The following is a 14,307-nucleotide window of genomic DNA, read 5'->3' as shown; positions in this document are numbered from 1 at the left end:
CTGCCCCACGACGCCGCACCCGGTGGTGCCGCGGACTTCGTCGTGCTCCGTGAGGTCTCAAAAAGGTTACGAACACATCACAGTGATTTGTAAAGAGGGCGGAATGCGAAAAGCCGACGTCCGGTGAATTCGCGGGCGAATGGGTGTGAGATGCGTCCCACGCAATCACGGAAAGATAACGACAGCGAAATGGTGGGGCGCGCCCGAGTGCGGGCGGTAGCGCGAGATGGGTGGATCACCCGGGGGCTCGAACCTCTTCATGGGGCCATTTGCCCAGGTGGTCCGGATGAAACAGGCGTAGACGGCAATACGGTGATGCATCCGTGCGCTGTGGTGCCGGAGTTGGCCGACACGCCCGGGGGCAGTCGGTCGTGCATCTCCCGACACGCTTCAATGTTTGATACAGCGGCATCCCATGTGTGATATGCATCACTTTTGGGCATTTCTAGATCATTTCCCGGGTATCGCCACCGAATCCGCACGGTGTTATTCGGACATTTCGTGCCGAGATCGCGGGCCCGTTGCCTGTCGGACCGTGGCCCTACGCTGCACGCCGTGTCCGACCCAGCGCCGCGCGCGACCGCCGCCAAGCAACTGGCCTTCGATGAACTCGACACGCCTCTATACGAGACCACCTTCGTGGTGGTCGACCTGGAGACCACCGGGACCAGCCCTGGTGCCGACGGCATCACCGAGATCGGCGCGGTCAAGGTGTGTGGCGGCGAGGTGCTCGGCGAGTTCGCCACACTGGTCAACCCTGGACGCGAGGTACCGCCCGCGGTCGTGCACGTCACGGGGATCACTACCGCGATGGTGTACGCCGCCCCGCGGATCGAGGCGGTGCTGCCGGGCTTCCTGGAATTCGCCGCCGGTGCGGTGCTCGTCGCGCACAACGCCCGCTTCGACATGGCTTTCCTGCGCGCCGCCGCGGTGCAGTGCGACATCCCATGGCCCGCGGCGCAGGTGTTGTGCACGGTGAAGCTCGCGCGGCGGGTGCTCGGCCGCGACGAAGCGCCCTCGGTACGGTTGAGCTCGCTGGCCCGTTTGCTCGGCGCCACCACCCAGCCGACCCATCGCGCCCTGCAGGACGCGCGTGCGACCGTTGACGTGCTGCACGCGCTGATCGGCCGCGTCGGCAACCAAGGCGTGCACAGCCTCACCGAGTTGCTCGACTACCTCCCCGACGTGACGCCCCGGCAGCGTTCCAAGCGTTTCCTCGCCGCCGACCTGCCCGCCGCCCCAGGGGTGTATCTGTTCCGTGGTCCTTCCGATGAAGTCCTCTATATAGGGACGGCCGTGAACTTGCGGCGCCGCGTCCGCAACTACTTCACCGGCTCGGAAACCAGAGGCCGGATGAAAGAGATGGTGTCGCTGGCGCTCCGGGTCGACCACGTGGTGTGCGCGCACGCGCTCGAGGCGGGAGTGCGGGAACTGCGGCTGCTGGTGGCGCACACTCCGCCGTACAACCGACGGTCGAAGTTCCCGAAACGGGCATGGTGGCTCACCCTGACCGACGAGCCGTTCCCGCGCTTCTCCGTGGTACGGGAACCGGCCAGGGACGCGCTCGGGCCGTTCAACTCCCGCAACGACGCCGCGGATCTCGGCGTGATCATCGCGGAGTTCACCGGCCTGCGCACCTGCACCGCCCGGCTGACCCGCGGCGCGGTCCACCAATGCCCGCCCGCGGTGGTCGGCGGCTGCCCGGCGGGCTCGGACGGGAGTTCGCTCGGGGCGGCGGACTATGCCCCCGCGCCCGCACTCGTACGCGCACTGTTCGCCGGACGCTCCGACGCGCCGCTGCGGGCCATGCTCGATCGAATCGAAAGCCACTCGCTCGCCGAGCATTTCGAGGCGGCGGCGCGGTTGCGTGACCGTGTCGTCCAGGTGGTGCGCGCGCTGCGTCGCACCCAGCGACTCGCCGCGGTCGCGCGAATCGCCGAGCTGATCGCCGCGCATCCGGACGGCAGCGGCGGTTGGGAGTTCGCGGTCATTCGATACGGGCGTCTCGCCGGTTCCGGTACCGCCCCGCGCGGAGTGCCGCCGATGCCGATCGTGGAACAGATCGTTTCCGCCGCCGAAACCGTCGTTCCGACAGGCAACTTCACCCACTTCGAGAATGCGCCCGCGGACGGAGAAGTCCCCGTGTCCGCACACCGCGGTCACGTCGAGCCGATCGCGGAATCCGACGCGACGGTCTCGGCCGAAGTCTCGGCCTCGGCCGGGTCGATACGGGATGCCGCCGATCCCGCTGAGGACGCTCCTCCGCTGCACGGCGCCTCGCCCGAAGAAGTCGCCGTGGTAGCGCGCTGGTTGGCGCGACCGGGGGTGCGGATTGTGCGGACCAGCGAGGGGTATCGCGAACCGATGTACGGCGCGGCGCGGTGGCTGGGCTGGGCGGTGCTGGCCGACGCGGCCGCGCGTGCCCAACCGGCCGAGCAGGTGTACCTCGACCGCTTAGGCTGAGCACCATGATTACCGCGATCGTCCTGATTCACGCCGATAACGGCCGCATCCCCGAGACCGCGCAGGCGGTCGCGGACACCGAAGGCGTCGCCGAGGTGTACTCCTGCGCGGGCGACGTGGACTTGATCGCGATCGTGCGGGTGCGCGATCACGAGCAGATCGCCGACGTGGTGACCGGCCGGATCGATAAGACGCCCGGTGTCCTGCGCACGATGACGCACATCGCGTTCAAGTCGTACTCGCGCGCCGAGGTGGAGGCGGGTTTCTCGCTGGGGGAGTAGCCCGGCCTGCTCAGTCTTCGATCTCGACGCTGTAGGCCGGGAACACGTTGCGCTCGCCGGGCCCGAGCATGTCGACCACGTCGCCGGAGCATTCGGGCGAATCGTAGATCCGTACGACGCCGTCTGTGTAGTTACGCACCTCCACGTCCGACCCGTCGCCGACGTGCAGGCAGCCGCTCGGTTCCCGATAGGTCGTGTCGTCGATGATCAGAACTCCCGCGGACGCCGCGGCGACGGGCGCGGCAGCGACGATGCCCGTCGCCGCGAGCACACCGATCAACGCCGAAACCGTGTATCGCATGTCTGTGCTCCTCGTCGGTCGGATCGACCGGCGCGGCGCCCGACGAGCTGAGCTATGCGCCGGATTGCGGGTGTGACCCTATCCGGCCCATCCACTCCGACCAGGGCAGTCGCTCGAGACGGCGTGTTCGACGCCGGCGCGGCGGAACGGGTTGCCACGGCCGACCGGCTCGGCGGACCGCCTCCTCGGTGACTTGCCGCGCCTTCGCCACCGCAGGCAGGGAGCAGCGTGCCGGGGGAGTCAGTTGTCGCCGAGCGTCTGCGTCAGTTTCGCCCAGCGCTCCAGCAGCGCGGCCGCCTTGCCGCTGTCGATCGCCTCGGCGGCGCGGTCGATGCCCGCGGCCAGCGCGTCGTGCAGGTCGGCGTCGGGATCGCCCACGCCACGCGACCAGTCGTAGGCGACGATCGCGGCAGCCGAATTGAGCAGCACCGCGTCGCGCACCGCCGCGCCGCCGCCGGCGAACACGTCGCGGGCCACGCCCGCGTTGACCTCGGCGTCGCCGCCGCGCAGCGCGTCCAGCTCCACGCGCGGGATGCCGATCCGAGTGGGATCGATGGTCGCCTGGCGGGTGCGGCCGCCGGAGACGATCCACGCGGTGGTGGTGTCGGAGGTGGTGATCTCGTCCAGACCGTCGTTGCCGCGCACCACCAGAGCGCTGGCGCCGCGTTCGGCGAACACGCCCGCGATCACCGGGAGCAGATCGGGGAACGCGCATCCGACCAGGCCCGCGCGCGGCTGCGCCGGGTTCGTCAGCGGCCCGAGCACATTGAAGACGGTGGGAATGCCGATCTGACGGCGCGCCGCTCCCGCGTATCGCAGCGCAGGATGGAAGACGGCCGCGAAACAGAACCCGATGCCGACCTCCCGCACACAGCGCGCCACCGCCTCGGGACCGAGCGTGAGCTTCACGCCCAGCGCCTCGAGCACGTCGGCGCCGCCGCTCTTGGATGACGCGGCCCGGTTGCCGTGCTTGACCACCGGTACGCCCGCGGCGGCCACCGCGATCGAGGACATGGTGGAGATGTTCACCGAGCCGGAGCGATCGCCGCCGGTGCCGACGATGTCGACCGCGTCACCGTCGATCGGCACCAGCCGGGCGTGGTCGAGCATGCCCGCGGCCAGACCGGTCAGCTCGGCGGGGGTGGGGCCCTTGATCTTCATGGCGACTCCGAAGGCGGCGATCTGCGCGGGGGTCGCGTTGTCGGACATGATCTCGTTCATCGCCCACGCCGTGTCGTCCGCCGCCAGGTCGCCACCGTCGGCGAGGGTCCCGAGCACCTGGGGCCAGCTGCGCACGCTCATTCCACACTTCTCCCGTCACACTGGTCTCGCGCACCAGTTTGTCCGCAAGCAGCCTAGGCCCACCACCGGTTTCCAGCGCAGCGAGATCGAGCATTCGCCGTGCGCGCCCGGAACGCGCGGCGCCGTAGGCGCTGCGAATCAAACCGAGCGTGGTTGCAGTGCGTCCCAGCCGTCGGCGTTGCCGTCGTGGCGCTGTGCGAGTCCGGCCATGCGCGAGCGCTCCTGTGCGCAATGCAGCGCGTCCAGCAGTTGGACCCGCTGCAGGATCACCGTTTCGAAAGCGTCGGTGCCCGGGCCGCCGACCCGCGGCGCGGGCGCGTATCCGTCCTGTGCGGCGATCGCGCAGACGGTCTCGACCTGCTGGGGCGGGATGCGCAGGTGATGGCGCAGCACCGCGGGCGCGTCCGGCGTCAGTCCGGTAGCGCGCGCCAGCGCCGTCGAACACGCCTCCGCGTCGTCGAAGCCGGCGGCGACCACCACCAGATCCGCTCGGTTCGGGTCCAGCTCCGCTCGCTGGTCCCGCCGGAACAGCCGTCGCCACAGCCGTGGTGCCACCTTCGCCTCCATCTCAGCTTTTCCTTACCCTCGCCTGTCATGCTGGCAGCGCTTTCCTCCGCCGGTGCGACCGGTTCGAGCAGCCGCGCACACCGCGTCGCCCTGGATCCGCGCCTGGTCGAGAGCCTGTCCTTCGCTGTCTTTTCCGACGCGAAGGAACGAGTTTCGTACCCGGGTACTCCTGTCGTACTACGACGAGTCATACTTACCCCCGTGACGACCGCAGTAGGGACCCCAGGATCGGCCATTACCCAGCGTGTGCATTCGCTGAACCGGCCCAACATGGTCAGCGTCGGTACCATCATCTGGCTGTCGAGCGAGCTGATGTTCTTCGCCGGCCTGTTCGCGATGTACTTCGTCGCGCGCGCGCAGGCGCACGGTCACTGGCCGCCGGAACCGACCGAGCTGAACCTGAAGCTCGCCGTGCCGGTCACGGCCGTGCTGGTCGCGTCGTCGTTCACCTGCCAGATGGGCGTGTTCGCCGCGGAGAAGGGCGACGTGTTCGGCCTGCGCCGCTGGTACGTCATCACCTTCCTGATGGGCGCGTTCTTCGTCGGCGGGCAGGGCTACGAGTACTACAACCTCGTCAACGAGGGCACGTCGATCGCGAGCAGCTCCTACGGCTCGGTGTTCTACATCACCACCGGCTTCCACGGTCTGCACGTCATCGGTGGTCTGATCGCGTTCCTGTTCCTGCTGGCGCGCACCAAGGTGAGCAAGTTCACCCCCGCGCAGGCCACCGCCGCGATCGTCGTCTCCTACTACTGGCACTTCGTCGACATCGTGTGGATCGGGTTGTTCGCCACGATCTACTTCGTCCGCTGAGCGTGGACGCCGCGCCGCCGAGCGGGCGCGGCGAGCCCCCAGATCTTTTGCACAAGTCGGTTCCGTCTACTCCAAAGGGACACAGATGAGTTCATCTCCCCCGTCAGCGCCAGAGCCCGCGAGCCCCGGGAACGGCCAGGCCAGCAAGACGCGCAGGCAGCGCCGCGTTCGCCGTCGCATCGCGGGCGGGCTTGCGCTGCTGGTGGGCCTCGTCGGAGCAGGCTTCCTGGCATCGGCCCTGACGCCGGACCCCCAGCGCGCGACCGCGAACGAGGACCAGTCCGCGCTGATCCGCGAGGGCAAGCAGCTCTACGACACCTCCTGCATCACCTGCCACGGCGCGAACCTGCAGGGTGTGGCCGACCGCGGTCCCAGCCTGATCGGTGTCGGCGAGGCCGCCGTCTACTTCCAGGTGTCCTCCGGTCGCATGCCGATGGCCCGCAACGAGGCCCAGGCGCAGCGCAAGCCCCCGAAGTTCGACGCCCACCAGACCGACGCTCTGAGCGCGTACGTGGCCGCCAACGGCGGAGGTCCGACGGTGGTCCGCGACGCCAACGGCGAGATCGCCCAGGAGTCGCTGCGCGGTGCGGACATCGCCCGCGGTTCGGAGCTGTTCCGGATGAACTGCGCGTCCTGCCACAACTTCACCGGACGCGGCGGCGCGCTGTCCTCCGGTAAGTTCGCGCCGCCGCTGGAACCCGCGAACGAGCAGCAGATCCTCGCCGCGATGCTCACCGGTCCGCAGAACATGCCGAAGTTCTCCGACCGTCAGCTGAGCCCGGAGGAGAAGCGCGACATCATCGCCTACGTCAAGAACTCGTCCGAGGAGCACAGCCCGGGTGGCTGGGATCTCGGTGGGTTCGGTCCCGCGACCGAGGGCCTGGCCATCTGGGTGGTCGGCATCACGCTCGTGGTCGGCGCCGCGATGTGGATCGGATCGAGGTCATGATGGATAAGGAGCGAGACGACATGGGCCGGCCGGATGAGGGCCAGGACGCGCAACCGTCGAAGGACCAGTCGGCGCACGCCACCCCGGCGGAGCCGACCGAGGCGGAACTCGACGCGATGTCGCGCGATGAACTGGTCAAACTTGGTACCGAGCGAGATGGCGTGGATGTCGCCTACCGTCGCGAACGTTTCCCGATCCCGGGCACCCGCGCGGAGAAGCGGGCCGAGCGCGCGGTGACCTTCTGGTTCGCGGTGTCCGGCATCGCGGCGGCCGCGCTGGTCGGTGTGTTCCTGTTCTGGCCGTGGGAGTTCAAGGCTAAGGAGGAAGAGGGCCACGGGCTCTACTCCCTGTTCACCCCGCTGATCGGCCTGACCTTCGGCATCTCGGTGCTGGTCATCGGCGTGGCGGTGGTGCTGATCCGCAAGTTGTTCATCCCCGCCGAGCTGTCCATCCAGGAGCGGCACGACGGCCCCTCGCCGGAAGTCGAGCGCCGCACCCTGGTGGCCGAGCTGCAGGACGCGCTGGATACCTCCACCCTCGGCCGCCGCAAGATGATCACCCGCACCGCGGGCGCCGGTGTCGGCGTGCTCGGTGTCGGCGCGCTGCTGGTGTTCGTCGGCGGCATGATCAAGAACCCGTGGGCCAAGGGCGACAAGTCGCCGCTGTGGGTCTCCGGCTGGACCCCGGACTACCCGGGCGAGACCATCTACATCCGCCGCGACACCGGTCGCCCGGACGACGTCGTGCTGGTGCGTCCGGAGGACCTGGACGCGGGCGCCATGGAGACGGTGTTCCCGTGGAAGGAGAAGTGGCGCGGCGACGAGCACGCCACGCTGGACTCGCTGCGCGGTATCCGCAACGCCGTCATGCTGATCCGCCTGCGCACCGAAGACGCGCAGAAGGCGATCAAGCGCAAGGGTCAGGAGAGCTTCAACTACGGCGACTACTTCGCCTACTCGAAGATCTGCACCCACCTCGGCTGCCCGACCTCGCTGTTCGAGCAGCAGACCAACCGGATCCTGTGCCCCTGCCACCAGTCGCAGTTCTCGGCGACCGAATGGGGCAAGCCGGTCTTCGGTCCCGCCGCTCGCGCGCTGCCGCAGCTGCCGATCACCGTCAACGCTGAGGGCTTCCTGGTCGCCAACGGCGACTTCATCGAGCCGCTCGGCCCGGCCTACTGGGAGCGCCGTTCATGAGTCCTTCTGTCGCAGCCCAAGCCAGCGAGGCGGACGAGCGGTACCGGGCCGCCGCCTTCATGAAGCGGTCGATCAACAAGGTCTTCCCGACGCATTGGTCGTTCCTGCTCGGTGAGATCGCGCTCTACAGCTTCATTATCCTGCTGCTGTCGGGTGTGTATCTGACCCTGTTCTTCGACCCGTCGATGAGTCACGTCGTCTATGACGGCGCGTACCAGCCGTTGCGTGGTGTGACGATGTCGCGGGCGTACGAGACGGCGCTGAACATCTCCTTCGAGGTGCGCGGCGGCCTGTTCGTCCGCCAGGTGCACCACTGGGCGGCGTTGCTCTTTGCGGCGTCGATCATCGTGCACCTGTTCCGGATCTTCTTCACCGGCGCGTTTCGCAAGCCGCGCGAGGCGAACTGGGTGATCGGTTCGCTGCTGCTGATCCTGGCGATGTTCGAAGGGTTCTTCGGCTACTCACTGCCGGATGACCTGCTCTCGGGCACCGGTCTGCGGGCGGCGTTCTCCGGCATCACGATCTCGATCCCGATCATTGGCACTTGGATGCACTGGTTGATGTTCGGCGGCGACTTCCCCGGCGACATCATCATCCCGCGCCTGTACATCGCGCACGTGCTGCTGTTCCCCGGCATCATCCTGGCGCTGATCGCCGCGCACGTGGCGTTGGTGTGGTACCAGAAGCACACTCAGTTCCCCGGCCCCGGCCGCACCGAGAACAACGTGGTCGGTGCCCGAATCGTGCCGGTGTTCGCCGCGGACCAGGGCGCGTTCTTCGCCTTCACCCTGGGCATCGTCGGCATCATGGGCGGCGTCTTCCAGATCAACCCGATCTGGAACCTGGGGCCGTACAACCCCTCGCAGGTGTCGGCGGGCTCGCAGCCGGACTTCTACATGATGTGGACCGACGGCATGGCGCGGCTGATGCCACCGTGGGAGCTGTACATCGGCAACTACACCGTGCCCGCGGTGTTCTGGGTCGCGCTGATCATGGGCCTCGTATTCACCGTGCTCATCGCCTACCCGTGGATCGAGAAACGGCTGACCGGCGACAGGGCCGCGCACCACAACCTGCTGCAGCGTCCGCGTGACGTGCCGGTCCGCACCGCGATCGGCGCGATGGCGATCGCGTTCTACGTGGTGCTGACGCTGTCCTGCGTCAACGACATCATCGCGCTGAAGTTCGACATCTCGCTGAACGCGACGACGTGGATCGGCCGCATCGGCCTGCTCGTCGCACCGCCGATCGCGTACTTCCTCACCTACCGGTTCTGCCTGGGCTTGCAGCGCAGCGACCGCGCGGTGCTCGAGCACGGCATCGAGACCGGTGTGATCAAGCGTCTGCCGCACGGTGAGTACATCGAGGTGCATCAGCCACTCGGCCCGGTGGACGAGCACGGTCACCCGATCCCGCTGGAATACCAGGGCGCCCCGGTCCCGAAGCGGATGAACCAGCTGGGTTCGGCCGGTCAGCCGGGCACCGGTAGCTTCCTGCGGCCGGACCCGCAGGAGGAAAGCGACCGGCACTTCGAGATCGAGCACGAGGAAGAGCACAAGCAGCTGAAGGTGCTGCAGAAGGCTCAGGAGGCGTCGAACGGCAAGCACAGCCACTGACCTCCAGCACGCGACGGCCCCGAGTCGAATCGACTCGGGGCCGTCGCGTGTCACGCCGGGGGTGTCACAGGTACGGCGCCGCGCGGCGGGCGGCTTCGATGGCGTCGAATTTGGCCAGGTTGTGCCTGGCGTCGGCCAGCGCGTCGTGGGCGTCCGGCGGGATCGGCGGGAGTTCGGGACGGCCGTGCGCCTCCCAGTGCTGGCGCAGCTCGTTCGTGTAGCGGGGTAGCGCGTTGGGCAGGTCCACCATGGAGCCCCAGAGCTGGCACAGCGCCACATGGTCGTAGGCGGCGACCCAGGCCCACAGCTCCGGCTGCACGCTCGGCCGGGGCACCAGAAAGGCGTACAGCTCGTCACGGATCTGCGCGCGGCTGCGCCACAGCGGTGAGGACGGCGACGGCAGCTGCGGCAGCACGAACTTGCGTACCCACGGTCCGGCACGGTCGGGATCGAATTCGGTGGACACCGCGTAGTACTCCCGGCCGTCCTCGCAGACGACGCCGATAGAAACCAAATCGATGGTCACGCCATCCTCGATGAATTCGCAGTCGTAGAAATATCTCAGCGAGATCGGTCTCTCCTCGGCTTCCAGGTGCCGTTGCGGCAGGTGAAGGGTTCCCAGCAAACCCTATGGTGACGGCTGATGGTCGCTCGCAAGGCCCCATACGGGGGAGATTTCCGACACCTTGGTGCGAGCTTCCACCACTAGCACCGGGTATCCGTGGAGGGCGAACGGTCCGTATTCTGAACTGGTGAACTGGACCGTCGACGTACCCATCGATCGCCTGCCGGAACTGCCGCCGCTGCCCGCCGAGCTGCGCAGACGGCTGGACGACGCGCTCGCGCGCCCCGCGCTGCAGCAACCGTCCTGGGATCCGGAACAGGCGGCCATGATGCGCACCGTACTGGAGAGCGTGCCGCCGATCTGCGTGCCCGCCGAAGTGGAGGAGCTCCGGTCCCAGCTGGCCGAGGTCGCCCGCGGCGAGGCTTTCCTCATGCAGGGCGGCGACTGCGCGGAAACCTTCGCCGACAACACCGAGCCGCACATTCGCGGCAACATCCGCACCCTGCTGCAGATGGCGGTCGTGCTCACCTACGGCGCGAGCCTGCCGGTGGTCAAGGTAGCGCGGATCGCGGGGCAATACGCCAAACCACGCTCCTCGGATCTCGATTCGCTCGGCCTCAAGTCCTACCGCGGCGACATGGTGAACGCGCTGGCCGCCGACGCGGCGCTGCGCGAGCACGACCCGTCGCGCCTGGTCCGCGCCTACGCCAACGCCAGCGCCGCGATGAACCTCGTGCGGGCGCTCACCGGCGCCGGCATGGCCGACCTGCACAAGGTGCACGACTGGAACCGCGACTTCGTCGCCAAGTCGCCCGCCGGCGCCCGGTACGAGGCGCTGGCCGAGGAGATCGACCGCGGCCTCGCGTTCATGACGGCGTGCCGGGTCAACGATCCCAGCCTGAAATCGGCGCGCATCTACGCCAGCCACGAGGCGCTGGTGCTGGACTACGAGCGCGCCATGCTGCGGCTGAGCGAGAACGCGATCGGCGAGCCGGTGCTCTACGACCTGTCCGCGCACTTCCTCTGGATCGGCGAGCGCACCCGCCAGCTCGACGGCGCGCATGTCGCGTTCGCGGAGCTGATCGCCAACCCGATCGGCCTGAAGATCGGCCCCTCCACCACGCCCGAGCAGGCCGTGGAATACGTCGAGCGGCTGGACCCGAACAATGAACCGGGCAGGCTGACCATTGTGGCCCGCATGGGCAATGCCAAAGTCCGCGACGTGCTGCCGCCCATCATCGAGAAGGTGCAGGCCACCGGCCACCAGGTGATCTGGCAGTGCGACCCGATGCACGGCAACACGCACGAGTCGTCCACCGGGTTCAAGACCCGCCACTTCGACCGCATCGTCGACGAGGTGCAGGGCTTCTTCGAGGTGCACCACGCGCTCGGCACGCACCCCGGCGGGATCCACATCGAACTGACCGGCGAGGACGTCACCGAGTGCCTCGGCGGCGCCCAGGACATCTCCGATCTGGATCTGTCCGGCCGTTATGAGACCGCCTGCGATCCCCGGTTGAACACCCAGCAGTCGCTGGAGCTGGCCTTCCTGGTCGCGGAGATGCTGCGCTGAGTTTCGGCGCACCGTCGGCATGCGGTGCGCCGAGGTCACGGGAGCGCGACCAGTGACACGGTGCTACCGGGCTCGACGTTGGCGCCGATAGCGGGTGTTTGCGAAATGATCACCGACGAATCCGACCGGGTGAGCTGGCTGACCTGAACCTGCAAACCCAGGCTCGTCAGCCGCGCCCGGGCGTCACCGACGGTGGCGCCGAGCAGACTCGGCATCTTCAACGCGTTGGAGACCAGCAACACGACGCCGTCACCGGACTGAATGGTTGCTCCCGCACCGGGTTCGGTGCCGATGGCATGGTCGGCCTCGACACCGCGATCGAACCGACTCCGGTTCTCCCGCACCGTGATCCCGGCCGCGGTGAGGATCTTCACCGCCTCCGCGGTGGGGCGGCCACGCACGTCGGGCACCCGCACGGGTTGAGATCCCTTGCTGCGGAACACCTTCACCTGCGCTCCGAGCGGCAGCACGGTGCCGGGCCTCGGTTCCACTCTGGCGACGGTGCCTTTGGGCGCGGTACTGGATTCCTCCCCGGCGTCGACCGGCTGCAACCCGCCATCCCGGATCAACTGGTTGACATTCGACACCTGGTCACCGGGTTCGACGTCGGGCACCTTGGGTTTGCCGTTGGAGACCAGCACGGCGACCGTCGACCCCTTGGTGACCTTGGACCCGGCCGACGGGTCGCTGCCGACCACACCGCCCACCGGGATCGTGTCCGACGCCTTCTGCCGGACCTCGGTCTCGAACCCGGCCTCTTGGAGCGTGGCGATCGCCTTGTCGGTGCTCAACCCCGCGATCGGCGGAACCGGCGAATAGCGGCCGAAACCGAGCCACCAACCGCCGATGCCGACCAACAGGGTCAGGACCGCGACGATGGCCACCCACATCCACACGGTGCGCCGGGACCGGTTGAGTTCGTCGGCGTAGGGCGAATACGGCGGCGCGGGGTGGGCCTGGCGAACCGGCGGTTGGTCGTAGCCGTCCGTCCGGACGTAGCCGTCCGGGGGACCGTAGTCGACGCGGGGGCGCTGTGCGGTCACCACCTTGGTGTGCTGCACCGGTTGTGGTGGCTGCGGCGCACGCACCGACGCACCGGCGAGACCCTGGGGGCCATCGTGCTCCGGCTGAACGGCCCGGTAGCTGGCGCTGAGATGTTCGGCGGACTCCTGGGGCGCGGGCACCCGGTAGGCGGGCAGTTGCAGCGCCGTGGCGATCTGCCGCAGCGCGCCGGCCATCTCGTTCGCGTCCGCGAACCGGTGCGCGGGCTCCCGCGCGGTGGCCTTGGCGACCAACTCGTCGAACTCCGGCGGCACCCCGGAGATGAAACCACTCGGGCTCGGCACGTCGTTCTCGATGCGCTGGTAGGCCACCGACAGCGACGTGTCGCCGGTGAACGGCACACGACCGGTGAGCATTTCGAAGATCAGCAGGCCGAAGGAGTACACGTCGCTGCGCGAGTCGGCGGTGCCGCTGGTGACCTGCTCAGGCGAGAGGTAGGCGGCGGTGCCGAGAATGACGCTCGCCGAGGTGGTGTTCGCCGCGGCGACCGCGCGGACCAAGCCGAAATCGGCGATCTTCACCTCACCCGCATCGGAGATCAGCACGTTCTCCGGCTTGATGTCGCGGTGCACCAGCCCCGCCGCGTGCGCGACGCCGATCGCCGCCAGCACCGGCTCGGCGACCGCGCGTACCGCGTGCGGCGGCATCGGGCCGCGCTCGCGCAGCAGCTCGCGCAGGGTGCCGCCCTCGACCAGCTCCATGATCAGGAACGGGTGGTCGCCGTCGACGCCCTGGTCGTACACCGCGACCAGCGACGGATGCTTGAGTTTGGCGACCGCGCGCGCCTCGAACTCGAACCGGGACAGGAACTGCGGGTCACCAGCGAACTTCGGATCCATCACCTTGATGGCGACCGGCCGGTCCAGGCGGGTGTCGACCCCCCGGAAGACCATCGACATGCCGCCGCGGGCGATCGGCGCATCGATCCGATAGCGCCCTTCCAGCATCTGGCCGATCAAGTGACGTCCTCCGGCTTTCACAAAGCTCTCACCCCTCGCGCGATACCTGCGCCAAGTGATCAGCCGCTCCTTGCGGCCCTCACGATGGTATCGACTCCGGCCACACCGGGTGTCTCACGACCTGCGAGGCTGGACGGTCTACCGTTGTGCGGGTGAGTGCATTTCCCTGTAGTGAGGACGTCCTTCCCCAGTCGGTGACCCTGGTACCGCTGCCGGAGGTGGCCGACCGACTCGGGCTGGTGGTGACCCGGGTGCATCAGATGCTGCGCGATCACCAACTGATCGCCGTGCGCCGAAACGGCGTGGCGGGCATCCCCGAGCGCTTCTTCGACGACACCGGGGCGGTGGTGAAGCCACTGCCCGGTCTGATCACGGTGATGCGCGACGCCAAGTACACCGACGAAGAGATCCTGGAATGGATCTTCACCGAGGACGACAGCCTGCCCGGCAAACCGATCGACGCCCTGCACGGCCCGCTCGCCCGTGAGGTCCTGCGCCGAGCGGCAGCGGATCCGTTTTGATGTGCTGTGTTTGTTTTGCAGCGCCTGCGGCGCTGCGAACGGGCAATGCTCGGTCTCGCTGACACGAAAATAGTGGTGACCACAAGCTGGTGACGGCGTGCGGGGTCGGCCCGCCGTTGTTGTGGTGGGGTGCGGGGTC

Annotated in this window: 13 protein-coding genes; 8 read left to right on the top strand and 5 right to left on the bottom strand. The window is 68.3% G+C overall.

The genetic code is table 11. The features are described 5' to 3' along the window. Positions 1-555 precede the first annotated feature (555 nt). Positions 556-2,463, top strand: coding sequence for a DEDD exonuclease domain-containing protein (locus tag AB0M45_RS29045; protein ID WP_364335751.1), 1,908 nt, complete (start codon positions 556-558; stop codon positions 2,461-2,463). 5 nt (positions 2,464-2,468) lie between these two features. After that, positions 2,469-2,744, top strand: a complete 276-nt coding sequence (locus tag AB0M45_RS29040; RefSeq protein WP_364335749.1) for an Lrp/AsnC ligand binding domain-containing protein — start codon at positions 2,469-2,471, stop codon at positions 2,742-2,744. A gap of 10 nt (positions 2,745-2,754) precedes the next feature. On the opposite strand, the gene AB0M45_RS29035 is transcribed toward AB0M45_RS29040, so the two are convergent. The 3 genes from AB0M45_RS29035 to AB0M45_RS29025 all read right to left on the bottom strand — a co-directional run bounded on the left by AB0M45_RS29035 (position 2,755) and on the right by AB0M45_RS29025 (position 4,914). Further along, positions 2,755-3,045, bottom strand: a complete 291-nt coding sequence (locus AB0M45_RS29035; RefSeq protein ID WP_364335747.1) for a hypothetical protein — start codon at positions 3,043-3,045, stop codon at positions 2,755-2,757. A 240-nt stretch (positions 3,046-3,285) separates the two neighbouring features. Further along, on the bottom strand, positions 3,286-4,347 hold the full coding sequence (trpD, locus tag AB0M45_RS29030; RefSeq protein WP_364335745.1) for an anthranilate phosphoribosyltransferase: 1,062 nt from the start codon (positions 4,345-4,347) through the stop codon (positions 3,286-3,288). 138 nt (positions 4,348-4,485) lie between these two features. Then, the gene (locus AB0M45_RS29025) at positions 4,486-4,914 is read right to left on the bottom strand and encodes a hypothetical protein (RefSeq protein ID WP_364335743.1); all 429 of its coding nucleotides are present in this window, start codon (positions 4,912-4,914) and stop codon (positions 4,486-4,488) included. A gap of 201 nt (positions 4,915-5,115) precedes the next feature. On the opposite strand from AB0M45_RS29025, the gene AB0M45_RS29020 reads away from it, so the two are divergent. The 4 genes from AB0M45_RS29020 (at position 5,116) to AB0M45_RS29005 (ending at position 9,488) form a co-directional block, all read left to right on the top strand. Then, positions 5,116-5,727 (top strand): heme-copper oxidase subunit III, encoded by a 612-nt coding sequence (locus AB0M45_RS29020; RefSeq protein ID WP_357734699.1) that lies wholly within the window; start codon positions 5,116-5,118, stop codon positions 5,725-5,727. A gap of 85 nt (positions 5,728-5,812) precedes the next feature. Further along, positions 5,813-6,676: a cytochrome c gene (locus tag AB0M45_RS29015; RefSeq protein WP_364335740.1), complete on the top strand. Its 864-nt coding sequence runs from the start codon at positions 5,813-5,815 to the stop codon at positions 6,674-6,676. A 20-nt stretch (positions 6,677-6,696) separates the two neighbouring features. Beyond that, entirely contained in the window at positions 6,697-7,872 is a 1,176-nt protein-coding gene (locus AB0M45_RS29010; RefSeq protein WP_364335738.1) for a ubiquinol-cytochrome c reductase iron-sulfur subunit, read from the top strand. Beyond that, positions 7,869-9,488, top strand: a complete 1,620-nt coding sequence (locus tag AB0M45_RS29005; RefSeq protein ID WP_364335736.1) for a cytochrome bc complex cytochrome b subunit — start codon at positions 7,869-7,871, stop codon at positions 9,486-9,488. The genes AB0M45_RS29010 and AB0M45_RS29005 overlap by 4 nt, the downstream gene beginning before the upstream one ends. Before the next feature lie 64 nt (positions 9,489-9,552). On the opposite strand, the gene AB0M45_RS29000 is transcribed toward AB0M45_RS29005, so the two are convergent. Then, positions 9,553-10,053: a polyadenylate-specific 3'-exoribonuclease AS gene (locus tag AB0M45_RS29000; protein WP_364335865.1), complete on the bottom strand. Its 501-nt coding sequence runs from the start codon at positions 10,051-10,053 to the stop codon at positions 9,553-9,555. Between the two features lie 187 nt (positions 10,054-10,240). On the opposite strand from AB0M45_RS29000, the gene AB0M45_RS28995 reads away from it, so the two are divergent. After that, positions 10,241-11,626, top strand: coding sequence for a class II 3-deoxy-7-phosphoheptulonate synthase (locus AB0M45_RS28995; RefSeq protein ID WP_364335734.1), 1,386 nt, complete (start codon positions 10,241-10,243; stop codon positions 11,624-11,626). 35 nt (positions 11,627-11,661) lie between these two features. Here AB0M45_RS28995 and pknB read toward each other — a convergent pair whose 3' ends face one another. Next, positions 11,662-13,635, bottom strand: coding sequence for a Stk1 family PASTA domain-containing Ser/Thr kinase (gene pknB, locus AB0M45_RS28990; protein ID WP_364335863.1), 1,974 nt, complete (start codon positions 13,633-13,635; stop codon positions 11,662-11,664). Positions 13,636-13,799: 164 nt separating this feature from the next. Between pknB and AB0M45_RS28985 the strand changes: the two genes are divergently transcribed. Further along, the gene (locus tag AB0M45_RS28985) at positions 13,800-14,168 is read left to right on the top strand and encodes an Rv2175c family DNA-binding protein (RefSeq protein WP_357734682.1); all 369 of its coding nucleotides are present in this window, start codon (positions 13,800-13,802) and stop codon (positions 14,166-14,168) included. Positions 14,169-14,307 lie beyond the last annotated feature (139 nt).

This window comes from Nocardia sp. NPDC051787, assembly GCF_040681325.1.
Taxonomy (GTDB): domain Bacteria; phylum Actinomycetota; class Actinomycetes; order Mycobacteriales; family Mycobacteriaceae; genus Nocardia.
This window is presented reverse-complemented; position numbering and strand designations above follow the sequence as displayed.

What these genes read in the sequence shown, in the direction of transcription:
- AB0M45_RS29025 (WP_364335743.1), bottom strand. Translation starts at nt 4,914, where the DNA reads ATGGAGGCGAAGGTGGCACCACGGCTGTGGCGACGGCTGTTCCGGCGG.
- AB0M45_RS29035 (WP_364335747.1), bottom strand. Translation starts at nt 3,045, where the DNA reads ATGCGATACACGGTTTCGGCGTTGATCGGTGTGCTCGCGGCGACGGGC.
- AB0M45_RS29005 (WP_364335736.1), top strand. Translation starts at nt 7,869, where the DNA reads ATGAGTCCTTCTGTCGCAGCCCAAGCCAGCGAGGCGGACGAGCGGTAC.
- AB0M45_RS29040 (WP_364335749.1), top strand. Translation starts at nt 2,469, where the DNA reads ATGATTACCGCGATCGTCCTGATTCACGCCGATAACGGCCGCATCCCC.
- AB0M45_RS29010 (WP_364335738.1), top strand. Translation starts at nt 6,697, where the DNA reads ATGGGCCGGCCGGATGAGGGCCAGGACGCGCAACCGTCGAAGGACCAG.
- pknB (WP_364335863.1), bottom strand. Translation starts at nt 13,635, where the DNA reads ATGCTGGAAGGGCGCTATCGGATCGATGCGCCGATCGCCCGCGGCGGC.
- trpD (WP_364335745.1), bottom strand. Translation starts at nt 4,347, where the DNA reads ATGAGCGTGCGCAGCTGGCCCCAGGTGCTCGGGACCCTCGCCGACGGT.
- AB0M45_RS29015 (WP_364335740.1), top strand. Translation starts at nt 5,813, where the DNA reads ATGAGTTCATCTCCCCCGTCAGCGCCAGAGCCCGCGAGCCCCGGGAAC.